Here is a 24,720-nt window from a genome sequence, read left to right as displayed (position 1 = left end):
GTCACTTATCAATCGCGGGGTCGGCCGGAAAGCGGGTCGCGGCCGCAGAAGCACGCGACCCGCTCCACACTGGACCGGGCTACGAGCCGGACGCCAGCGTGCTCGCCAGCAGCGGGCCGAGCCGTTCCAGGGTGGCCGGGTCGAGCAGCTCCGAGTGGCCGACCGGCAACTCGTGCACCTCGACACCCCCGACCAGCGGTCGCCAGGCCGGCGCCGCCGGTCCCTCGAAGCCCTGCTCCGCGACGGTCGCCTCGACGAAGAAGATCTCGCCGTCGTAGGCCGGGTACTCGGCACCCGCCAGCAGGCGGTCGGCGGCCAGGTAGTTCTCCAGCACCAGGGCGATCTGCTCGTCGGTCAGCGCGGCCACGCTCCCGCCCGCCGCCCGCAGGAACCCGACCGCGTCGGCGATGGTCAGGCCGGGGTCGGTGACCGCGTACCCCATCTCGGTGAGCAGCGCCGCCACCGTGGACGGTACCTGCACCGCGTCGCGCCGGGCGTCCAGCATCCCGACGAAGCTCACCGACCGCCCGCGCGCCCGCAGGACCGCCGCCACGCACAGCGCCAGTGCCCCGCCGAACGACCACCCGAGCAGCCGCACCGGCCCGGCCGGCCAGGCGGCGACCACCCGGTCCGCGTGTGCCTCGGCCAGCGCTGACATCGTCGAGGGCAGCTCGGCGCCGGACAGCAGCGGTGACTGGAGTCCGATCAGCGGAACCGACTCGGGCAGGTACCGCTTGAGCCCGGCGAACTGCCAGCTCAGCCCGCTCGCCGGTGCCAGGCAGAACAGCGGCGGCTCCGCGCCGCCGGGGTGCAGCACCAGGACCGGCGCCAGCGCGTCGCCGGCGGGTGCGTCGTCGGCGAGCAGCCGGGCCACGCCCGCGACCGTCGGTGCGGTGAACAGGCGGGCGACGGGCACGTCGGCGCCGAGTTCGCGGCGTAGCGCGGTGGCCAGCCGGACCAGCAGCAGCGAGTGGCCGCCGAGCGCGAAGAAGTCGTCGTGCACGCCGACCGATTCGACGCCGAGGACCTCGCTGACCAGTGCCGCGACGGCCGCCTCGGTGCGCGAGCGCGGGCGCGTACCGGTGGCGGTGACGGCGATGTCCGGCAGCGCGGCCCGGTCGACCTTGCCGTTCGGGGTGAGCGGCAGCGCGTCGAGCACGTGGCACACGGCCGGGACCATGTAGCCCGGCAGCGCGTCCTCCCACAGGCCGGCCGGCACGGCGCCGTCGGTCGTGGTCAGGTACGCGACCAGGCGGTCGCCGCGGGCCACCACGACGGCGCGGGTGACGTCCGGGTGTGCGAGGGCGACGGCCTCGATCTCGCCGAGTTCGATGCGGAAGCCACGCACCTTGACCTGGTGGTCGGTGCGGCCGAGGTAGCGCAGCCGGCCCGCGCGGAACGTGACCAGGTCGCCGGTGCGGTAGAGCCGACGGCCGTCGGGCGCGGCGACGAAGCGGGACGCGGTGAGCGCCGGGCGGCCCAGGTAGCCGCGGGTGACCTGGTCGCCGCCGAGGTACAGCTCGCCGACCACGCCGGGTGGCACCGGGCGGAGCCGCTCGTCGAGCACGTGCGCGGTGGTGCCGGGCAGCGGCCGGCCGATGGTGCCGTCCCAGCCCGGGCCGACCTCGTCGGCCGTGGCCCAGACGGTGACCTCGGTGGGGCCGTACAGGTTCGTCACCGACGCGGCGCGGTCGCGGAGCGCGGTCGCCAGCGACGCCGGCAGCGCCTCGCCGCCGACCAGCGCCCGGGTGGCGGAGAGGTCCACGTCGGAGGATTCCAGCAGGGCCGCCCAGAGCGCCGGGGTCGCCTGCATCGCGGTGATCCGCTGCTCGCGCAGCAGGGCGGCCAGCAACAGCGGGTCGCCGACCTGCGTGGGCGAGGCGAGCACGACCGTGCCACCGGCCAGCAGCGGGCCCATCAGCTCCAGCACGGAGATGTCGAACGACAGCGTGGTGACCGCGAGCAGCCGGTCGTCCGGCTTCAACGGTACGGCGGCCAGGAACGTCCGCAGGTCCCGTTCGGTGACGACGACGCCCTTGGGCCGTCCGGTCGAGCCGGAGGTGTAGATGACGTACGCGGCCTGCCCGGGCCGGGTCGCCACGGCGGGCGCGGCGGCGGCCGGAATTCCCTTGAGGAACGACGAGTCGATGATCGCCGCTGGTCGCGCGTCCTCGATCATGAAGGCGAGCCGGGCGGGCGGGAACGCAGGGTCGAGCGGCAGGTAGGCGGCGCCCGCCTTGGCCACGCCGAGCACGGCGACGACCAGCTCGGCCGAGCGCGGCAGGCTGATGCCGACGATGCTCTCGGCGCCGATACCCAGCCCGGCGAGCTTGGCGGCGACCGCATCGGAGGCGCGGTCCAGCTCGGCGTAGCTCCACGCGACGCCGTCCGCGACGAGCGCCTCGCCCTGGTGCCGCGAGAGCGCCGCGAACCAGGGAGCGGCGGCCGGTGACGCGGGAGCGGCCGACAGCGCGGCCAGGTCGCGCCGGTCCGCGTCGGTGAGCAGGTCCGCCTCGCTGACGCGCACGCCCGGGTCCGCGGCGAACGCCTCGAGCAGCAGGGTGAGCCGGTCCAGCAGCCGCCGCGCGGTCTCCGGCTCGAACCGGCCGGCGTCGTACTCGCAGGTCACCTCGACCCCGTCGGCGCCGCCGTCGACGAACGTGACGTTCAGGTCGACCTTCGGGTCGGCGGCGAACTCCGGCGCGGCTAGGACCGGCAGCCCGAGCACCGGGCCGCCGTCCGCGGGCCGGTGGAAGTAGCCGATCATCGCCTGGAACAGCGGGTTGCGGCCCGGCACCCGCGGTGGGTTGACCAGCTCGACCACCTGCTGGAACGGCACGCCGGCGTGCTCGAACGCGGCCAGGTCCGCGGCGCGCACCCGGCGCAGCAGCTCGGCGAAGGTCGGGTCGCCGGCGAGGTCGGTGCGCAGCACGACCGTGTTGACGAAGAAGCCGACCAGGTCGTCCAGCGCGGCGTCGCCGCGCCCCGAGGTCGGGCTGCCGATCGGCACGTCGGTGCCGGCGCCGTGCCGGCAGAGCAGCACGGCGAGCGCGGCGTGCAGGGCCATGAAGAGGCTGGCGGACTCGCGCCGGGCGATCTCCCGCAGCGAGTCGATCAGCCCGGCCGGCAGCGCGGCGCCGACCAGCCCGGCCCGTTTGCGCCCGGCGGCGCGCGGGCCGTCGGCGGGCAGGGTGATCTCGTCGGGCAGCCCGGACAGGGCCGACCGCCAGTGGTCCAGGTCGGCGGGGTCGTCGGCGAGGGAGAGCGCGTAGTCGGCGTACTGGACGGTCAGCGGGGTGTACTCCGGCGCCCGGCCCTGCGCGCGGGCCAGGTAGGCGGTGCTCAGGTCGCGCAGCAGCGGCCCGTCGGACCACTCGTCCATCGCGATGTGGTGCAGCACCAGCGCGAGCACCGTGCCCTCGGCCTCCTCGATGACCGCGGCCCGGATCGGCAGGTCGGCGGAGAGGTCGAACGGGCGCCCGACGAGGTCGTCGACGGTGACGTCGCGCAGCACCGGGATCGAGGCCGGCGCGGCGGCGATGTGCTGCGCACCGGCGATGATCAGCGTGCGCAGCACCTCGTGCCGGCCGACCACGTCCGCGAGGGCCAGCGAGAGCGCCGGCACGTCGATCCGGCCGCCGAGGCGGACCAGCAGCGGGTAGTTGTAGGCGCTGGATCCGGGGTCGAGCTGGTCGAGCAGCCAGAGCCGCTCCTGCGCCGGGGAGAGCGGCAGGACCTCGGGCCGCGGCCGGGCGGCGAGGGCGGCCCGCGCCGGGCCGCCGGCGGCCCGGGCCAGGCGTTCGGGGGTACGGGCGTCGAACAGCGCCCGCAGCGACAGCTCACCGCCGAGCTCGGCCCGGACCCGGCCGAGCAGCCGCAGCGCGGTCAGCGAGTGCCCGCCCGCGTCGAAGAAGTCGTCCTCGACGCCGAACGAGGGCAGGTCGAGCACCTCCGCGAAGAGCTCGCAGAGCCGCCGTTCCCGGTCGTCGGCGGGCGGCCGGGACTCGGTGGCGACGGGCGCGGTCGCGGGCAGCGCGGCGGCGTCGAGCTTGCCGTTGACGGTCAGCGGGAGCACGTCGACGACGGCGTACAGCGCGGGGACCATGTAGGACGGCAGGCGCTCGGCGACGGCGGCCTTCACCGCGGCGGGCGTCGCGGAACCGACCAGGTAGGCGTGCAACGCCCCGTCGCGGGCGAGCACCGCGGACTGCCGGACGCCGGGCACCGCGGAGACGGCGGTCTCCACCTCGCCGAGCTCGATCCGGTAGCCGCGGATCTTCACCTGGTCGTCGGTGCGGCCGAGGAAGTCCAGGTTGCCGTCGGCGCTCTCGCGGACCAGGTCACCGGTGCGGTAAAGCCGGCTCCCGCCGGGTCCCGCGACGAAGCGCGAGGCGGTCAGGCCCGGCCGGTTCAGGTAGCCGCGGGCCAGACCGGCGCCGGCGATGTACAGCTCGCCGGCGACGCCGGGCGGCACCGGGCGCAGCCAGCCGTCCAGGATGTAGCCGGTGGTGTTCCAGATCGGCCGGCCGACGGTCGCGGTGTGGCTGTCGGACGTGCCGCCGCCCAGGGTGTTGATCGTGTATTCGGTCGGGCCGTACAGGTTGTAGCCGGCCACGCCGTCGGTGTCGCGCAGCACCGCCCAGAGCTTCTCGGAGACCGCCTCGCCGCCGAGCAGCACCAGGCACGGTCGGTGGTCGCCGTCGAGCAGGCCCTCGTCGAGCAGCGCCTGCGCGTACGTCGGGGTGAGGTTGACGACGTCGACCCGGTGCGCGGCGCAGTAGGCGACCAGGGCCCGCCCGTCGCGCCGCAGCTCCTCGTCGGCGACGTGCACGTGGTGGCCCTCGACCAGCCAGAGCAGCTCTTCCCAGGACATGTCGAAGGAGAAGCTCACCGTGTGCGCGATGGTCAGGATCCGGCCGCCGGCCGCGTCGACGGTCGGGCCGAAGATCGCGTCGCGGTGGTTGAGCTGCATGTTCGTCAGCCCTCGGTACGGCGTGACGACACCCTTGGGCCGCCCGGTCGACCCGGAGGTGTAGATGACGTACGCCGGCCGGTCCAGCCGCCCGGGCGTGCCCGGCGCGAAGTCGGCCAGCCACGGCTCGCCGACCTCGAGGTAGAGCCCGGCCAGCGACTCGAGCACGAGCAACGGCCGCGCGTCGTCGATCATGTCCTGCCGGCGCTCGGCCGGCAGGTCCAGGTCGAGCGGCAGGTAGGCGGCGCCGGCGCGCAGCACGGCGAAGAGCGCCACGACCATGTCGATGCCGCGCGGCATCGCCAGGGCGACGATGCTCTCCGGCCCGGCGCCGCGGGCCCGCAGGCCGCGGGCGACGGCGCTGACCCGGCCGTCCAGCTCGGCGTAGCTGAGGGTGACGCCGTCGTGGGTCAGCGCGGCCGCCGCCGGGGTGTCCGCGGCCTGCCGGGCGAGCATCTCCGCGATGGTCAGGTCGGGGATCTCCGCCACATGGCCGAGCTGCGGCGGCGGCACGGGCAGGGCGACGGCGGCGACGGGCGCGGCGACGTCCAGGGTCCGCAGCACCCGGCCGAGCCGGGCGAGCAGGGACCGCGCCTGCGCCTCGTCGACCACGTCGGACCGGTACTCCAGCCGGATCCGCAGCTCGCGCCCGGGGGTGGCGACCCAGGTCAGCGGGTAGTGGGTCGCGTCGACCGCCTCGACGCCGACGATGCCGTGCTCGGTCTCCAGGTCGGTGAACGTGTCGTCGTCGAGGAAGTTCTGCAGCACGTACAGGTTGTCGAAGAGCTGGCCGCGCCCGGCGGCGCGCTGGATGTCGCCGAGGCCGAGGTATTCGTGCGCCATCAGGTCGATCCGCTCGGCCTGCACCCGCCGCAGCGCGTCGCCGACCGGCTCGCCGGCGGCGAGGGTGACCCGCTGCGGGACGGTGTTGAGGAAGACGCCGACGACCTCGTCGATGCCGTCGAGCTCGGTGGGGCGCCCGGCGACGGTGGTGCCGAAGACGGCCTCGGTGCGCCCGGACGCGTGGCTCAGCACGATGCCCAGCGCGGTGCTCAGTACGGTGTTGAGGGTGACGCCCGCGGACCGGGCCTGTTCGGTGAGCCTGGCCGTCTGCGCCTCGGTCAGCTGCAGGGCAAGGCTGGTGGCGAGGACCGGCTGGGTGCCGGCGGCGGCCGGGTACAGGATGGTCGGCTCGCCGAGCGCCGCCGCCCAGGCGCGCGCCGACGCCTCGCCGTCCTGGCGCGCCAGCCAGTCCAGGTAGTCGGTGAAGCTCGCGCGCTTCTCCGCGATGGGCCGTCCCGCGTACGCGCCGAACAGGTCGCGTAGCACCAGCTCGCGGGACCAGCCGTCCCAGAGCAGCAGGTGGTAGGTGAAGAGCAGCCGGTCGCGGCCGCCGGGCAGCCGGACCACGGTGAGCCGGGCCAGCGGCGGGCGCGCGAGGTCGAACGGGCGGGCCCGGTCGGCGGTCATGATGTCGTCGAGCCGCGATTCGTCGTCGAGGTCGACGACCTCGACGACGGCCGGCACCTCGGTGCCGAGGATCGCCACCGGCTTGTCGCGGCCCTCGTCGGTGAAGCCGAGCCGGGCCGCCGGGTTGGCCCGCAGCACGGCCGCGAAGGCCCGCTCGAGGGCGGGCACGTCGAGCCGGTAGTCGACGTCGAACGCGTTCTGCGCGATGTAGACGTCGGCGTCGCCGGCCAGCTTCGCCTGGAAGAACAGGCCGTCCTGCAGCGGCGACAGCGGCCATTCCCGCATCCCAGGCGCCAGCGCCGCGGCCCAGCCGTCCGCGATCGCCCGGGTGGCGCCCGCGCCGAGGCCCTCGTCGGCGTAGGTGAGGACCGCGTGCAGCTCACCGCCGCGGACCCAGGCGTTGATCTCCAACAGGTACGGCGTGCCGAGGTCGTCGTCGGGCCGGACCCGGATGTCCTCGTCGGCCGACGCCCAGTCGGCGTCGTCGCTCGCGAACCGGCCCAGGTAGTTGAAGAGGACCTGCGGGGTGCCGAGCCGGGACAGGGCGGCGGCCGAGCGCGGGTTGACGTAGCGCAGCAGGCCGAAGCCGAGGCCGTCGTCGGTGCTCTGCGCGGGCAGGCGTACCGGCGAGACGGAGGTGAACCAGCCGACCGTGCGGGACAGGTCGGCGTCGCCGATCGGCTCGCGGCCGTGCCGTTCCAGGTCGACCAACAGGTCCGCGTCGTCGCCGCGCCACTGTCCGACCGCGGTGTGCAGGGCGGCCAGCAGCTTCGCGGTGACGTCGCCGCCGAGCAGCGACGGGTCGACGGGTACCCGGATCTCGTGGTCCCGGGTCTGCCCGACGGTCAGGCCGAAGGTCTGCGCGGAAGCCTTGAGCTCGCCGCCGGGCGCGAGGATCCGCTGCCAGGCCGGGAACTCGGCGAGCCGGGCCGCGGCGCCGGCCTCCTCGGTGAGCTGCCGCGCGAACGTGCGCAGCGACGTGCCGACCGGCTCCAGCGCCCGGCCCTCGTATGCCTGGCGCAGGTCCTCGGCGAGGATGTGCCAGCTCACCCCGTCGACGACGAGGTGGTGCGCGACCAGCAGCAGGCGGCCCTGCCGCTCGGGGCCGGCGTCGAAGAAGACGGCCTGCAGGACGTCGCCGGCGTCGGGGTCGAGCCGGGCCACGGCCGCCTCGGCAGCGCGGGCGATGACCTCCGGTTCGGCGCCGGCGACGACGGTCAGGGTGTACCCGCCGGTCGCGGCCACCTCCTGCGACCAGAGCATCGGCGCGGGGCGGCTCAGCCGCAGGCGCAGCGCGTCGTGGTGCGCGACCACGGCGTCCAGCGCCCGCCGCAGGCGGGCCTCGGTGGCGCCGGCCGGCGTGCGCAGCAGGTCCGCCTGGTGCAGGCGGTTGATGCCGCCGCCCAGCTCGGCCAGCCGGTGCACGATCGGCAGCAGCGCCACCTCGCCGACGCCGTCGCCGGGCGCGGCCACCGCGGCGGCCGGCGCGGCCTGCGCGTCCGGCCCGGCCAGCGCCTGCGGCGTACGCAGCAGGAAGACGTCGCGCGGCGACAGCTTGACGCCGGCCCGGCGGGCCCGGTTGACCAGCTGGATGGCGACGATGCTGTCGCCGCCGAGCGCGAAGAAGTCCCCGTCGGCCGGGACCGTGCCGACGCCGAGGACCTCGGCGAACAGCTCACGCAGCGCGGTGACCGCGGCGGGTTCGCCGGCGGCGGTGACCGCGGCCGGCGCCTCGCGGACCGGCTCGGGCAGCGCGTCGCGGTCGAGCTTGCCGTTGACGGTCAGCGGCAGGGCGGGCAGCGTCACGAACGCCGCCGGGACCATGTAGTCCGGCAGCACCGTGGACAGGTGCGCCCGGATCGCGTCGGTGTCCGGCCGGGTGCCGGCGCGGGCGACCAGGTAGGCCACCAGCCGGCGGTCCCGCAGGATCACCGCCGCGTCCGAGACCCCGCCCAGCGACAGCAGCGCCGAGGTGATCTCGCCCAGCTCGATGCGGTACCCGCGGATCTTCACCTGGTGGTCGGAGCGGCCCAGGTAGACCAGCTCGCCGTCCTCCCACCGGGCCAGGTCGCCGGAGCGGTAGAGGCGGCCCGGGCCGTACGGGTCGGCCACGAACCGGGACGCGGTCAGCGCGGGCCGGTCCAGGTAGCCGCGGGCGAGCTGGTCGCCCGCCACGTAGATCTCGCCGGTCACGCCCTCCGGCACCGGCCGCAGGTACGCGTCGAGCACGTGCACGGTCAGCCCGGGCAGCGCGGCGCCGATGACGGATGCCCGGGTCACGTCGTCCGGGCGCAGCGCCCGGAACGAGACGTGCACGGTGGTCTCGGTGATGCCGTACATGTTGACCAGCTGGGGTGCCTCGTTGCGGGCGTACCAGGCGGTGAGCCGGGACAGGTCGAGCGCCTCGCCGCCGAAGACGACGTAGCGCAGCGGCAGCCGGTCCGGCTCCTCGGCGTCCGCCTCGATCAGCGGGTAGAACGCCGACGGCGTCTGGTTGAGCACGGTGACGCCCTCGGCGCGCAGCAGCGCCCGGAAGCGCACCGGGTCGCGGGCCACGTCGTGCGGCACGACCACGAGGCGGCCGCCGTACAGCAGCGGGCCCCACAGCTCCCAGACCGAGAAGTCGAACGCGTACGAGTGGAACATCGTCCAGACGTCGTCCGCGCCGAAGTCGAAGAGCCGCTCCGCGGCGGCGAAGAGCGCCAGCACGTCGCGGTGCGTCACGACGACGCCCTTGGGCTTGCCGGTCGAGCCGGACGTGTAGATCACGTACGCGGCGTTGTCGGGGCTCAGGTCGACGGCCGGGCGGGTGTCCGGCCGCCCGGGTGCGTCGACGGCGATGCCGCCCGCGCCGATGACGCAGACCGGGTCGGCGTCCGCGAGGATGTACTCCTGCCGCGAGGCCGGCGCGCCGGTGTCGACCGGCACGTAGCAGCCGCCGGCCTTGACCACGGCCAGCAGCGCCACGATCAGGTCGGCGCCGCGCGGCAGGACCACGGCGACGCGCGACTCGCGACGCACGCCGCGGGCGATGAGCTCGTGCGCGAGCCGGTTGGCACGCGACTCCAGCTCCGCGTACGTCAGGGTGGTCTCCCCCGCGGTCACCGCGACGGCGTCCGGGTGCGTGAACGGAAGGTCCAGCGTGGTCTCGCGTACCTCGAGGGCCTCGCCGCCGGACGAGGCCGCGCCGAGGTCGAGGGCGGCGACCGGCCGGTCCAGCCCGTCGGCGAACTGGTCCAGGACGCGGTGCACCAGGCCGGCCAGGCGCTGCGCGGCCGCGGCGCCGATCGCCGCGTCGTACTTGATCTCCAGCGTCAGGTGCTCGCCCGGGAACGCGACCAGCGACACCGGATAGTGCGGCGAGTCCGTACCGGTGAAGCCACGCACGCCGAGGCCCTCGGCGTCGCCGCCGTCGACGGCCGGGAAGTTCTCCACCACCACCATCGAGTCGAACAGCTCCCGGACCCCGGCCAGCCGGTTGAGCTCTGCGAGGCCGACCTGCTGCACGTCGAGCACGTCGGTCTGCTGCTCCTGCAGGCGGCGCAGCACGTCGCCGAGCGGCTCGTCGGGCCGCCAGGCCATCGGCACCGGCACGGTGTTGATCAGCAGGCCGACGATCGACTCCACGCCGGGCAGCTCGCCGCCGCGGCCGGAGACGGTCGAGCCGAACACCACCCGGTCGCGGCCGAGCAGCCGGCCCAGCAGCAGGCCCCACGCGCCGTGCACCAGGGTGCTGACCGTGACGCCGGCGGTCCGGGCCACCTCGGCCAGGTCGCCGGTGCGCTCGAAGACGGCGAACGCGCTGTCGTGGTGCGAGACCGTGGTGACGTCCGGGTAGAGCGCGGTCGGCTCGACGCCGGACAGGGCGGTGGCCCAGGCCGCGCGCGCGGCATCCCGGTCGCGGGTGACCACGGACTCGATGTGGTCGCGGAACGTCACGGCGGGTGCCGCCGGCTCCCTGCCGTGGTACGCGGCCACGACGTCGGAGAAGACCAGCGGGTACGACCAGCCGTCGGCGAGGATGTGGTGCATCGTCTCGATCAGCCGGTGCTCGGTGTCGCTCAGCGAGACCAGCGCGTAGCGCAGCACGGGCGGGTGCGCCAGGTCGAAGGGCTGCGCCAGCTCGGCGGCCGCGATCTCCGCCAGCCGTTCCGGCGTCTCGGCCTGGTACTCGCGCCACGGCACCTGCACGTCGGCGGCGATGACCTGGACGATCCGGCCGTCGCCGAGCTCGCGGAAGGAGGCGCGCAGCGCGTCGTGGCGGCGCACCGCCGCCTCGACCGCGCGCCGCAGCCGGGCCGGGTCGACCTCGCCGGTCAGCTCAGCGATCTGCTGCACCGCGTACGTGTCCACCTCGGAGACGACGGAGTGGAAGTACATGCCCTCCTGCAACGGCAGCAGGGGCAGCACGTCGGCGTCGTCGGCGAACGCGTCGACGTCGTCCTGGGTCAGCGACACCAGCGGGAAGTCCGACGGGGTGTGCCCGCCGACGTCGGCGCCGGCCAGCTCGCGCAGCGCGGCCATCCAGTGCTCGCCGAGCGCGATGACCCGCTCCTCGGCGAGGATGCCGGCCGGCCAGGCGAGCGTCGCGGTGAAGACGTCGGCGGTGGCGTGCGCGTTGATCTCCAGCGGCATCGCCGGGTTGGCCGGGTCGACGCCCTCGCGCAGCGGCGCCGCGGGGCTCCAGTCGACGCCGCGCTCGCCGGCGCCGAAGCGGCCGAGGTAGTTGAACAGGATCTGCGGCGCCGGGCCGAGGTCCTCATCGCGCAGCCAGCGCAGGTGGCCGTACCCGATGCCGTCGGCCGGCACCGCGCGCAGCTGTTCTTTGATCGCGCGGGCCGCCGCGGCGATGTCGCCGGTGCCGGGGTCGAGCCGGACCGGGTGGATCGCGGTGAACCAGCCGATCGTGCGGGACAGGTCGAGGTCGCCGGTGCGGCCGTGCCCCTCGAGGCTGACCAGCACGGGAGCGGAAACGCCGCGCCAGCGGTTGACGGCGACCGCGAGGCCGGTGAGCAGCACGTCGTTGACGCCGCCGTACATGGCGGCGGGGACGCTGGAGAGCAGCGGGACGGTGACCTCGGCGGGCAGGGCGACGGTGATCGAGCGGACCGTCGCGGCGGTGTCGACGGCCGGGTCGACGGGCCGGTCACCCAGGTCCGGGCCCGGGTCGGCCAGCGTCGCGCGCCAGAAGGCGGCCTGCTCGTCGTGGAACGCCTGCGTCGCCGCGAACGTGCGGAACGACGCGCCGACCTCGTCCAGCGCGACCGGGCGGCCGGCGCTGACGTCGGCCCAGCCGCGGGCCAGGTCGCCGGTGATGATGCGCCACGAGACACCGTCGATCACCAGGTGGTGGATGACCAGCAGCAGCGTCCGGCCGTCCCAGGCGGCGCGCAGCATGATGCCGCGGGCCGGGTCGAGCCGGGCCACCTCGGCCGCCTCGTCGATCGGCCCCTCGGTGATCAGGCCGGCGGCTGCCAGGCCGGGCGCGGGCACGTGCAGGGTGCCGTCGAAGCTCGCGCGGAGCAGGTCGTGCCGGTCCAGCAGCGCCTGCAGGATCGCCTCGAGCCGCGCCCGGGTCAGCGCCGCCGGGGTGTGCCAGGCCATCGACTGGTAGAAGTTGCCGAGCGGCGTCGCGGACTTCACCGTCTCGGCCAGCATCGGGGTGAGCGCCACGTCGCCGACGCCGGTGTCGGTGCCGACCTCGACGGTCGCGGCGGGCAGCGCCGCGGCGAGCGCCTGCACCGTGCGGCGGCGGAACACGTCGCGCGGCGTCACGCGAAGGCCGGCCTTGCGGGCGCGGCCGGCGACGGCGATGGACGAGATGCTGTCGCCGCCGATGGCGAAGAAGTCGTCGTCGATGCCGACACCCGGCAGGCCGAGGACGTCGGCGTAGAGGGCGCAGAGCAGCGCCTCCCGCTCGTCGCGCGGTCCCCGGGCGGCGGACATGATCGGCTCGGCCGGCGGCAGCGCGGCGGCGTCCAGCTTGCCGTTCACGGTCAGCGGCAGCGCGGGGACGACGGCGTACAGCGACGGGACCATGTAGGACGGCAGCCGCTCGATCAGGGCCGCGCGCACGTCGCCCGGCGCGGCGTCGCCGACCAGGTAGGCGTGCAGCTTGCCGTCGCGGGCGAGCACGGCCGACTGGCGTACGCCGGGCACCGCGGCGACCGCGGCCTCGACCTCGCCGAGCTCGATCCGGTAGCCGCGGATCTTGACCTGGTCGTCGCTGCGGCCCAGGAAGTCCAGGTTGCCGTCGGCGCGCTCGCGGACCAGGTCGCCGGTGCGGTAGAGCCGGCCGCCGCCGGGGCCCGCGACGAAGCGGGACGCGGTCAGCCCGGGCCGGTCCAGGTAGCCGCGGGCCAGCCCGGCGCCCGCGATGTACAGCTCGCCGACGACGCCGCGCGGAACGGGCCGCAGCCAGCCGTCGAGCACGTACCCCTGGGTGTTGAAGATGGGCTTGCCCACCGTCGGGGTGCCGCTGTCGCCGGTGCCGGCGCCGAGGGTGTTGATCGTGTACTCGGTGGGGCCGTACAGGTTGTAGCCGGTCGGGCCGTCCGGGTCGCTCAGCCGCGACCAGACCGCCTCGGTGACCGCCTCGCCGCCGAGCAGCACCAGCCACATCCGGTGCCCGTCCAGCAGGCCCTCGTCGAAGAGGTGGTGCGCGTAGGTCGGGGTGACGTTGATGACGTCGATGCCGCGCGAGTGGCAGTACGCGACCAGCGCGGTCGCGTCCCGCCGCAGCTCCTCGTCGCAGACGTGCACCTCGTGGCCCTCGACGAGCCAGAGCAGCTCCTCCCAGGACATGTCGAAGGAGAAGCTCACCGTGTGCGCGATCCGCAGCCGCTCCACGCCGGCGGCCCGGGCCCGCGCCACCGTCGGGTCGAAGATCTCGGCCCGGTGGTTGAGCTGCATGTTCGTCAGCCCTCGGTACGGCGTGACGACGCCCTTGGGCCGCCCGGTCGACCCGGAGGTGTAGATCACGTACGCGGGCCGGTCCATCCGGTCCGCGGCGAAGTCCGGGTGCGCCACCGGGCCGTCCTCGCGCGCGAGCCCGTCCAGCGAGGTCAGCACGAGCAGCGGCCGGGCGTCCTCGATCATGGTCTGCCGCCGGTCCTCGGGCAGGTCCAGGTCGAGCGGCAGGTACGCGGCGCCGGCGCGCAGCACGGCGAAGAGCGCGACGACCATGTCGATGCCGCGCGGCAGCGCCAGCGCGACGATCCGCTCGGGCCCGGCGCCGCGGGCGACCAGCCCCCGGGCCACGCTGTCGATCCGCGCGTCCAGCTCGGCGTAGGTCAGCCGCTCGTCGCCGAAGACCAGCGCGACGGCGTTCGGCGTCCGCGCGGCCTGCGCCGCCAGCATCTCGGCGATGGTCTCGTCGGGGATCTCGGCGGCCCGTCCGTCCGCCCGGTCGTCGGCGCCGAGCGGCAGCGAGCCGGCGGGCACGTCGAGGCCGTCGGCGAGCGAGCGCAGGACCGCGACCAGCGAGTCCACCATCGACCGGGCCTCGGCGGCGGTGACCACGTCGGGCCGGTACTCCAGCTTGATCCGCAGGTTCGCGCCCGGGGTCAGCACCCAGGTCAGCGGGTAGTGCGTGGTGTCGGTGTACTCGACGTCGACGATGCCCTGCGCGGCCTCGAGGTCGTCGAAGGTGCTGTCGGCGAGGAAGTTCTGCAGCACGTACAGGGTGTCGAAGAGCTGGTCGTGCCCGGCCGCGCGCTGGATGTCGCCGAGGCCGAGGTACTCGTGCGGCGCCAGGTCGATCCGGTCCTGCTGCGCCCGGCGGGCCAGCTCGGCGACGGACGTGCCGGGCGCGGCGGCGACCCGGGCGGGCACGGTGTTGAGGAACAGGCCGATGACGTTCTCGATGCCGGGCAGGTCAGTGGGCCGGCCCGCGACGGTGGTGCCGAACGTGACGTCGCCGCGGCCGGTGCGGTGGCCGAGCACCAGCCCGAGCGCGGCGGTGAGCACCGAGTTCAGGGTGACACCGGCCCGGCGCGCCTGCTCCTGCAGCCGGCCGCTGACCGCGGTCGGCAGCGCGGCGAGGATCCGCTCGGAGAGCATCGGCTCGAGCCCGGCGGCGGCGGGCACCACGATGGTCGGCTCGTCGAGGACGGCCTTCCAGGCGGCGGCGGACGCGGCGGCGTCCTGCTCGGCGATCCACGCCAGGTAGTCCGGGAACCCCGGCCCGTCGGTGGGCAGCACGCCGCGGGCGCCGCGCGAGTCGTAGAGCGCGAACAGCTCGCGCAGCACCAGCTCGCGCGACCAGCCGTCCCAGAGCAGGAAGTGGCAGGTGAGCAGCAGCCGGTCGGTGCCGTCCGGGTTGCGCACGACGGTGAGCCGGATCAGCGGCGGGTTCGCGAGGTCGAACGGTCGCTCGCGGTCCTCGACGGTGATCCGCTCGGCGTCGCCCTCGGCGACGGTGACGACCGCCGGCACGCTCGCGGGAATATACTGCAGCGGCCGGGGGTCGCCGGTGAAGCCGGCCCGCAGCGTCGGGTGCCGCTCCAGCAGCGCGGCGAACGCCGCCTCCATCGCGGGCACGTCGACCCGGCGGTCCAGGTCGAAGACGTTCTGCGCGATGTAGGTGTTCGCGCCGTCGGAGTAGGTGGCCTGGTAGTAGACGCCCTGCTGGAGCGGGGACAGCGCCCAGATGTCGGCGACCGGCGTCCCCGCGGCCGCGACCACGGCGTCGACCTCGTCGTCGGTCAGCTCGACCGTCGGCCGCAGCCGCCCGGCGACGGCCGGCTCGAAGGCCCCGGCGATGGCGGCGGCGGTGCGGGCGCGGAAGACGTCCTGGGTGGAGAGCACGATCCCGTCCTGTGCGAGCAGGTTGACGAGGCGGATGGCCGAGATGCTGTCGCCGCCGACGGCGAAGAAGTCGTCGTGCACGCCGACGGCCTCGGCGCCGAGCACGGCCGCGAGCCGGGCGCAGACCAGCGCCTCGCGCGGGGTTCGCGGCGGCGCCGCGACGGCAGCCGCCGGGTCCGGCAGGGCGCGCCGGTCCCGCTTGCCGTTCGGCAGCAGCGGTACGGCGTCCAGCACGGTCACCGTCGCCGGCACCAGGTACGCGGGCAGCTCCTCGCGCAGCGCGGCGAGCAGAGCTTGCGGGTCGAGCGCCTCCCCCGCCTCCGCGACCACGTACCCGTGCAGGCTCGAACGGTTGCGCGCCACCGCGACGGCCTCGCGCACGCCGAGGCGCCGCAGCAGCGCGGCCTCGACCTCGGCCAGCTCGACCCGGTGACCGTTGACCTTGACCTGGTCGTCGTTGCGGCCCAGGAACTCGACCGCGTCGCCGACCCAGCGGCCCAGGTCGCCGGTGCGGTAGAGCCGCTCGCCGGGGGTGAACGGGTCGGCGACGAAGCGGGCGGCGGTCGCGCCGCCCTGGCCGCGGTAGCCGCGGGCGAGCTGCACGCCGCCGACGTAGATCTCGCCGACCGCGCCGGGCGCGACCGGGTCGAGGGCGGCGTCGAGCAGGTAGACCCGGACACCGGGCACGGCCCGGCCGAGCGTTACCCGCGCGCCGGGACGCACCTCGCCGGCGAGGACGTCGCCGGTGTTCTCGCTGGCGCCGTACGAGTTGACGATCGTGGCGCCGGGCGAGGCCGCGGCCAGCGCCGCCACCGTGCCGGCGTCCAGGGCCTCGCCGCTGGTGATCCAGCGCCGCAGGGCGCGTACCCGGTCCGGCGCGGTCTCGGCGAGGGCCGCGGCGAGGCTGGGGACCGCGAGCAGCTGGGTGGCGCCGGAGTCGGCGACGAGCCGGGCCAGGGCCGCGCCGTCGGCGGCGGCGTTCTCGTCGGCGACGACGACCGTCGCGCCCGCGACCAGGCCGCCGAGCAGCTCGGTGGTGCCGTCGATGAAGCTCATCGAGCTCTTCGCGACCCGCACGTCACCGGTCCAGGCGTCCCGCGCCCAGGCCAGCCGGTTGGCCAGCGCGGCGTGGGTGCCGACGACGGCCTTGGGCCGCCCGGTCGAGCCGGAGGTGTACACGACGGACGCGGCGTCCAGCGGACCGACCGTGACGCCGGGCGCCGCGCCCGCGCCGACGGTCCGGATCCGGACCACCGGCACGTCGTGCGGCGGCAGCGCGCGGGCGCTCGCGTCGTCGACCAGCAGGCAGACGGGCGCGGCGTCGTCCAGCATGAACTCGATCCGCGCGGCCGGATAGCCCGGGTCCACCGGCAGGTACGCGGCGCCGGCGCGCAGCACGCCGAGCAGCGCGACGGGAAGCTCGGCCGTGCGCCGGGTGGCGACCGCGACGACGTCGCCGCGGCGCACCCCGGCGGCGTGCAGCGCGGCCGCGACCGCGTCGGCCCGCTCGCCCAGCCGGCCGTAGGTCAGCTCGGTCGCGCCGCCGCGCACCGCGATCCGGGCCGGGTCGACCGCGGCGATCATCGCGGGCACGTCGGTGCCGGCCGCAGCGGGCCCGCCGGCGCCGAGCGCGAGCGCCTCGGCCCGCTGCGCCGGCGAGAGCAGGTCGAGCGCGGCGACCGGGCGCGACGCGTCGCCGGCGAACGCGGCCAGCACCCGCAGGTACTGCTGCAGCAGCAGCTCGGCGGTGGCCGGGTCGAGGCGGTGGGTCAGGTCGACGGCGATGGTGTCGCCGGGCTTGACCATCAGCGTCACCGGGTAGTGCGGCGCCTCGATCACGTTCATCCCGGCGATCCGTAGGTCACCGTCCGCGGGTGCGGACGCCGCCGGGTAGTTCTCGATCACGACGAGAGTGTCGAAGAGCTCGGGCAGGCCGATCCGGCGCTGCACATCGGCGAGCGCGGTCTGCTCGTGGTCGACCACCTCGCGCTGCGCCGCGGCGAAGCCGCGCAGCACGTCGGCGAGGGTGCCGTCGCCGGACCAGCGGACCCGGGCCGGCACCGTGTTGATGAGCAGACCGGCGATGGCGTCGACGCCGGGCAAGTCCAGGCCGCGGCCGGAGACCGTGTGACCGAACACGACGTCAGAGCTGCCGGTCACGCGCCCGACTAGGACGCCCCAGGCGGCGGCGAGGACGTTGCTCACGGTGATCCCGTACGCGCGGGCGACGGCCCGCACCCCCGCGCCGTCGACGGTGGCCCGGACCCGGGCGGCGCTCGCCGCGGCGCCGGGCGCGAGCAGCGTCGGCTCGGTGACGCCGTCGAGCAGGCGGGCGAACGCCTCCGGGTCGCCGGTGCCGCGATGGGCGAGGAAGTCGCGGTAGGACGGCGCCGGCGGCAGCTCGCGGCCCGCGTACAGGGCGAGCAGGTCGTTGAGGACCAGCGGCACCGACCAGCCGTCGGCGACGATGTGGTGCACGGTCTGCACGAGCACGTGCCGGTCCGCGGCGAGCCGCACCAGCGCGTAGCGCATGGCCGGCGGACGGGCCAGGTCGAACGGCTCGGCACGCTCGGCCGCGGCGACGGCCTCGACGTCGTCGCTGACCACCAGGCGCCAGGGCAGCGACGGGCGGGCGCCGAGGACGGCGACGACCTCGCCACCGCCGACCGGCCGGAACGCGGCGGCCAGGTTCGGGTGGCGGTCGAACAGCTCGCCCGCGGCCCACCGCAGCCGCTCGGCGTCCAGCGGCCCGTCCAGCTCGATGAGCTGCTGCACGACGTACGGGTCGGCGCCGGGCGCGTAGGTGGCGTGGAAGTAGAGGCCGGCCTGCAGCGGCGTCAGCGGCAGCACGTCGGCGACCCGGGCGCCGAGCGCGTCGACGTCGGCCTGGTCGAGGGCGACCAGCGGGAAGTCGGACGGCGTGTGGCCGGCGACGGCCGGGTCGGCGACGATGCCGGTCAGCAGCTCGGCCCAGCGCCGCGCATACTCGCCCACCTGCTCGCGGGTCAGCACGCCGGCGGGCCAGCTGAAGGTGGCCGAGAGGCCCGCGTCGACCGCGACGGCGTTGACCTCCAGGGCCCGGGGCAGCGGCATCCGGGGGTCGCGCCGCTCGACGACCACCTCGCCGTCGTCGACGACGGTCTCCCAGTCGGCGCCGGTGTCGGTGCCGAACCGGCCGAGGTAGTTGAAGAGCACCTGCGGCTGCACGGCGAGGTCCGGGCGCGGCGCGAGGTAGCGCAGGGCGCCGTAGGACAGGCCGTTGTGCGGCACGGCACGCAGCTGGTCCTTGACCGCCTTCACCGCCTGCGCCGGGGACAGGCCGGTGACGTCGAGGCGGACCGGGAACAGCGTGGTGAACCAGCCGAAGGTGCGGGACAGGTCGAGGTCGACGGCGTCCTCCTCGCGGCCGTGCCCCTCGAGCTCGAGCAGCAGCGGCGCGTCCGGCGAGATCGCCAGCACCAGGGCGGCGACGAGCGCGTCGTTGACCCCGCCGTGCACGGCCGCGGGCACGACGCCGAGCAGCCGCTCGGTGACCTCCGGCGGCAGCGTGACGGTCAGCGTCTCCTCGGTGGCCACGGTGTCCCGCACGGGGTCCAGCGCCCGGCCGCCGAGCGGCCGTACCGGCTCGGCGGCGGCGCCGGCCCAGTAGGCCGCGTCCGCGGCGAAGTCCACGCCGGACAGCGCGGTGGCCCACCGGCGGTACGAGGTCGGCGCGGGCGCGATCGGCAGGCCGTTGCGCAGGTCCTCGGCGAGCACCCGCAGCGAGACCCCGTCGACGACGACGTGGTGCACGGCCACGATCAGCCGCCGGGAACCGGGCCGGAACGAGAACGCCACCATCCGCTCGGTGCTCAGCCGGGCGACGGTCGCGTCCAGATCCTCGTCCAGGGTGACGACGTCGGCGGCGGTGAGCGCGCCGACCGGTGCGATGCTCAGCACGGCGCCGTCGGCGCTCGCCCGGAGCACGTCGTGCGCGGCGAGCAGGCCGTCGACCAGCTCGTGCAGCCGCTCGACGGTCAGGCCCGCCGGCGTGCGCAGCGTGACCGCCTGGAAGAAGCCGTCCATGGCGTTGCCGACCTCGTCCAGCCAGGCGACGATCGGCGTCGGCGGCACCGCGCCGACCGCGTCGACCGCCTCGGCCTGCGGCTCGGCGGCGGCGCCGGCGACCAGCGCGAGGGCGGCCGGCGTCGGGTTGGCGAACAGGTCCCGGGCGCGCAGCGTGAAGCCGGCCCGGCGCGCGGCGCGCACGGCGCCGATGGCGACGATGCTGTCGCCGCCCAGCGCGAAGAAGTCGTCCTCGGCGCCCACCTCGGCGAGGCCGAGCACGGCGGCGAAGACCTCGCAGAGCGCGGCCTCGGCCGGCGTCCGGGGCGCGCGGGAGGTCTGGCCGGCGAGCACCGGCGCGGGCAGCGCGCGGCGGTCCACCTTGCCGTTGGCGGTCAGCGGGAACGCGTCCAGCAGCACGACCGCCGACGGCACCATGTACTCCGGCAGCCGGTCCGCGCACCACTCACGCAGCTCGTCCGGTGCGGTTGCGCGGTCCGTCACCGCGTACCCGATCAGGTGCCGGTCGTGCACGAGCACGACGGCCTGGCGGACCGCGGGGTGGGTCGCGACGACGGCCTCGACCTCCTCCAGCTCGAGGCGCATGCCGCGGATCTTGACCTGGTTGTCGGCGCGGCCGACGAACTCCAGGGTGCCGTCGCCGTGCCAGCGGGCCAGGTCGCCGGTCCGGTACATCCGGGAGCCGGGCTCGCCGAACGGGTTCGCGACGAAGCGGGCGCCGGTCAACGCCGGCGCGTTGACGTAGCCGCGCCCGAGCAGGAAGCCGGCGGCGTACAGCTCGCCGGCGACGCCGGTGCCGACCGGGTTGAGGTCGTCGTCGAGCACGTAGAGCTGGGTGTGCGGGTTGGGCCGGCCGATCGAGGTGGCGATCCGCTCGGCCGAGTCGCGGTAGATCACGTGCGAGACGCCGATGGTCGCCTCGGCGGGGCCGTATCCGTGGTACAGGGTGGTGGCGAGCTGGGCGCGGAACCGGTCGAACAGCTCCGGGGTGAGCACCTCGCCGCCGCACCAGACGTGCTTGAGGCCGTCCAGCAGGTGGGTGCCGCGGGCAAGCTGCAGCAGCACGTCCAGCATGGACGAGACCAGGTAGACGAAGGTCACACCCTCGGTGGCGATGAGGCCCAGCAGGTACTGCGGGTCGCGCTCGCCGCCGGGCTCGGCCACCACGACGTACCCGCCGGAGACCAGCGGCAGCAGGATCTCGTTGACGCTGATGTCGAAGGAGAGCGGCGCCTTGAACAGCGACGCGTCGCCGGGTCCGAAGTGCAGGATCTGCTCGACCTGCCAGCGCAGCCGCTCGGCGATGGCCTCGTGGCGGATCATCGCGCCCTTGGGCTCGCCGGTGGAGCCCGAGGTGAAGATGACGTACGCGAGGCGCCCGCCGTCGATGTTCCCGTCGGCGGCCTCGGCGGGCTGCGCGCCGTACCGCCGGACGTCCTGCTCGGTCAGCGTGAGGCGCACGCGGGCACCGGCCAGCACCTGCTCGCGGCGCCGGTCCGGCCAGGCCGGGTCGACGGGCACGAACGCGCCGCCGGCGACCATGACGGCGAGGACCGCGACGACCATCTCGGCGCTCCGCGGCATGCCGATGCCGACCGTGTCCTCGGCACCGATGCCCCGCTCGCGCAGGTGCCGGGCGACGCCGTGCACCCGGTCGCTGAGCTCGCGGTAGGTCAGCCGGGTCTCGCCGGCGACCAGCGCCAGCGCGTCGGGCGTGCGCCCGGCCTGTGCGATGAAGTCGGCGACCACGGTCGAGGTCGTCTCCGGCCGGGTGTGATTGTTCCACCGCGCGAGAAGCCCCTCGAAACCCTGCAGCCCTGCCGTCATCTTTTCCCGCACCTCCGATGTGGAACGCCCGAGGGCGCGCGTCATCGACGCGGGATTAGGTTAGCCTAACCTCTTCACCGGGCGGCATGCGGATACGCGTGAGGCCGGATACCCATGCGGTATCCGGCCTCTCGCGCGTGTCTTTCAGGCGGGAGTGGAGCTTCTCGACTCCCAGGCCGACCAGAGTTCCGCGTAGCGGCCGCCCGCGGCGACGAGGTCGGCGTGCGGGCCCGACTCCACCACGACGCCGTGCTCCATGACGACGACCCGGTCCGCCGACGCGGCCTGGGTGAGCCGGTGCGCCACGATCAGCACCGTCCGGCCCTGCGTCGCGGCCGCCGCCGCCCGCTCCAGCGCCCGGGCGCCCGCGCTGCCGGCCTCCGCGGTGGCCTCGTCCAGTACGGCGACCGCCGGGTCGAGCAGCACCAGCCGGGCCAGCGCCAGCTGCTGCGCCTGCGCGGGGGTCAGGTCGTGCCCGCCGTCGCCGACCGGGGTGTCCAGCCCGTCCGGCAGCTCCTGCGCCCAGGCAAGCGCGCCGACCGTCTCCAGCGCCGTCGCGACCTCCGCGACGCTCGCGCCCGGCCGGGCCAGCCGCAGGTCCTCCACCAGCGGGCCGGCGAAGACGTGCGTCTCCTGGCTGATGATGGCGACGGTCCCGGCCGGCAGGTCCGGCACCGGCACGCCGTCGACCCGGGCCGTGCCCTCGTCGGGGCGCAGGATGCCCGCGGCGATCGACGCCACAGTGGTCTTGCCGGCCCCGGTCGAACCGACCAGGGCGACGCGCTCACCCGGCTCGAGGCGCAGGCTCACGCCCCGCAGCACCGGCGTCCGGCCGTCGTAGCTGAAGCCGACCCCGTCCAGGGTCAGCGAGGCGTCCGCGGGCCGGCGGCCGGCCTCGCGCCGCTCCACCGGCATCGTCTCGACCCCGACCAGGCGGGCCAGGCTCGCGCCGGCCGCCTGGATCTCGTCGAACGTGAAGAGCAGCATCGACACCGGGTTGAAGAGCCGGTGGAAGAGCAGGGCGGCCGCCGAGGCCTGGCCGACCGAGATGGACCCGTCGCGCACCAGCAGGAAGCCGACCACCAGCAGCGCGGAGAGCCCGAAGAACTCGGCCCGGTTGACCCGGCCCACGAAGCGGGTGAACAGCGTGAAGACGCCGACGTCGATGTCGCGGTGCTTGGCCGACGCCCGCTCGATGTCCTCCAGGTGCCGCTTCTCGAGCCGGTACGCGTGCACCGTCCGCAGCCCCTGCATGCTCTCCACCAGCAGCTGGGACCGCTCCGCGACGGCCTTGCGCTCCTGCGCGTACCTGGGCGCGGAGAGCGGCAGGTACCAGCGCAGCGCGATCACGTAGAACGGCACCGCGACGGCGCCGGCCAGGCCGAGCCGCCAGTCGATCCCGGTCATCGCCGCCAGGCTCAGCACGCCGAGCAGCAGGGCCGAGATCACGTTGGGCAGCACGTCGGCGACGGCCTTGCCGATCGCCGCGATGTCGGCGCCGACCCGCGACAGCAGGTCGCCGCGCCCGGCCCGGTCCAGCACCAGCGCGGGCAGCCGCAGCGCGGTCGCGACGGTGCTCTCGCGCAGATCCGCGAGCATCCGGGACCCGAGCCGGCCGATCAGGTACGTGGACAGCCCGATCGCGCCGCCGCCGACCACCGCGGCGACGCCGATGACGATCGAGATCTCGACGATCGCGGACGAGCCGGCGTCGGCGCGCACCCGGTCGACCAGCACGCCGAGCGCGTACACGGGAAGGATCGCGGCCGCGGCCGCGAGGAGGCCGACCAGCAGCGTGCCGATCACCTCGCCGGGGCGGCCGCGCAGCTCCGCCCAGAGCCAGGCGCGGGTCTGCCGCGCGGTCGCGACGGGCAGGATCTGGCTCATCTCAGCACCAACTGACGGTAGGTCTCGTCGCTCGCGCCCAGCGTCTCGTGCCCGCCCTCGGCCGCGACGGCGCCCTCGCCGAGCACGACGACCCGGTCGGTGGCGGCGAGCAGCGCGGGGCTGCTGGTGATGACGACGGTGGAGAAGCCGGAGCCGGGCGCATGCCGCAGCGCGCGGATGCCCTGCGCGATGGCGTGCTCGGTCACCGCGTCGACGGCGGTGGTCGGATCGTGCAGCACCAGCACCGGCGGGCGGGCGAGCAGCGCGCGGGCGAGCGCGATGCGCTGCCGCTGCCCCCCGGAGAGGCTCGCGCCCCGCTCGGCGACGACGGCGTCGAGCCCGTCCGCCTGGGTGGCGAGCACCTCGTCGGCGGCCGCGGCGCTCAGCGCCTCGGTCAGGATCTCGTCGCCGGCGTGCACGTCGACGTTGTCGGCGATGGTGCCGGTGAACAGGTCGGCGTGGTGCGGCTCGACCAGCAGCAGCCGGCGGGCGTGCGCGCGCTCGACCTGCTCCAGCGGCGAGCCGCCGAGCAGCAGGCTGCCCTGGTAGCCGTCCGGCACCGAGAGCAGCCGGACCAGCGCCTCCGCGTCGCCGGGGCGGCGGGCCACGACGCCGACGAACTCGCCGGGTTGCACGTGCAGGTCCAGGCCGTCGAGCGGGCCGTGCCGCACCCCGGACAGGCGCAGGTCGCACGGGTGCTCGGCCGGCGTCGCGGCGCCCTCGGGCAGCACCAGGCCGGCGTCGGTGATCAGGGCGACCCGGTCGGCGGACGCCCGGGCCTCGCCGACCCAGCTCGGCACCACGGCGAGCGTCCCGAACGGCTCGATCAGGAACTGGGCCAGGCCGATCACCGCGATGAGCTGGCCGACGGTGATCCGGCCGGTCAGCGCGAACCAGCCGGCCATGATGGCGATGGCGCAGGCCAGCAGCGTGCTCAGGGTGGTCGAGGCGGCCAGGTAGCCGCCCTGGGTGCGCGCGGCGCGCAGGGTGGCCCGCAGCGAGCGGCGGCTCACCTCGCGGTAGCGATCGGCGGCCGCGTCCTGCGCGCCGAGGCCGCGCAGCGGGCGCAGCCCGGTGACCAGGTCGGTGGCGAGCGACGTGGCCCGCCCGGCCTGCTCCTGCTGGTCGGCGACGCGCCTGGTGATCACCGGCGAGCTGATCTGCAGCAGCACCAGCACGACCGGGGTGGCGATCAGCACCACCAGGCCGAGCGGCACCGAGATCAGCAGCAGCGCGACGGCGCTGATCACGGTCGCCACGAGCGCGCCGACGATCCGGGGGATGTAGTCGAGCACGTACGACGTGTTGTCCGCGTCGCTGGTCGAGACCGTCAGCAGGTCACCGGCCCGCATGTCGGTACGCACCCCGCGCGGATGCAGGATCTTCGCCGACACCTCGAGGCGCAGCTGGTGCCCCTCCTCGGCGATGGCGGCCATCAGCTGCCGCGCCCCGAACCGGTACGCCGTGGTCAGCAGCGTGAACTGCACGGCGAGCACGGCCACCCAGAGCAGCAGCTGGCCGAGGTCGCCGGGGGTGACGGCCCGGTCGATGATGACGCCGATCATGATCGGGACGAACGTCTCGCAGGCCTGGTGCACGGCGATCAGCGCCGTGCCGGTCCAGAGCCGTCGGGCGTTGCGGGTGGTGCTGCGAAGCAGGATGCGCGCGCCGGAGCGGCTCACGTGGCCGAG

Annotated in this window: 3 protein-coding genes; all 3 read right to left on the bottom strand. The window is 75.3% G+C overall.

Annotated features, from left to right (window positions below; translation table 11 throughout):
• Positions 1 to 79: 79 nt before the first annotated feature.
• The gene (locus tag ACIBSW_RS12725; protein ID WP_354720627.1) at positions 80 to 21,142 is read right to left on the bottom strand and encodes an amino acid adenylation domain-containing protein; all 21,063 of its coding nucleotides are present in this window, start codon (positions 21,140 to 21,142) and stop codon (positions 80 to 82) included.
• 144 nt (positions 21,143 to 21,286) lie between these two features.
• Positions 21,287 to 23,029 carry an ABC transporter ATP-binding protein gene (locus ACIBSW_RS12720; RefSeq protein WP_354720629.1) on the bottom strand — a complete coding sequence of 581 codons (1,743 nt, stop codon included), beginning with the start codon at positions 23,027 to 23,029 and terminating at the stop codon, positions 21,287 to 21,289.
• Positions 23,026 to 24,711 carry an ABC transporter ATP-binding protein gene (locus tag ACIBSW_RS12715; protein WP_354720631.1) on the bottom strand — a complete coding sequence of 562 codons (1,686 nt, stop codon included), beginning with the start codon at positions 24,709 to 24,711 and terminating at the stop codon, positions 23,026 to 23,028. Before ACIBSW_RS12715 ends, ACIBSW_RS12720 begins: the two co-directional genes overlap by 4 nt.
• Positions 24,712 to 24,720: the final 9 nt, after the last annotated feature.

Source organism: Actinoplanes sp. NPDC049668, from assembly GCF_044465445.1.
Taxonomy (GTDB): Bacteria; Actinomycetota; Actinomycetes; order Mycobacteriales; family Micromonosporaceae; genus Actinoplanes.
This window is presented reverse-complemented; position numbering and strand designations above follow the sequence as displayed.

Coding starts and splice junctions, on each gene's coding strand:
- ACIBSW_RS12725 (WP_354720627.1), bottom strand. CDS start 21,142: ATGACGGCAGGGCTGCAGGGTTTCGAGGGGCTTCTCGCGCGGTGGAAC.
- ACIBSW_RS12720 (WP_354720629.1), bottom strand. CDS start 23,029: ATGAGCCAGATCCTGCCCGTCGCGACCGCGCGGCAGACCCGCGCCTGG.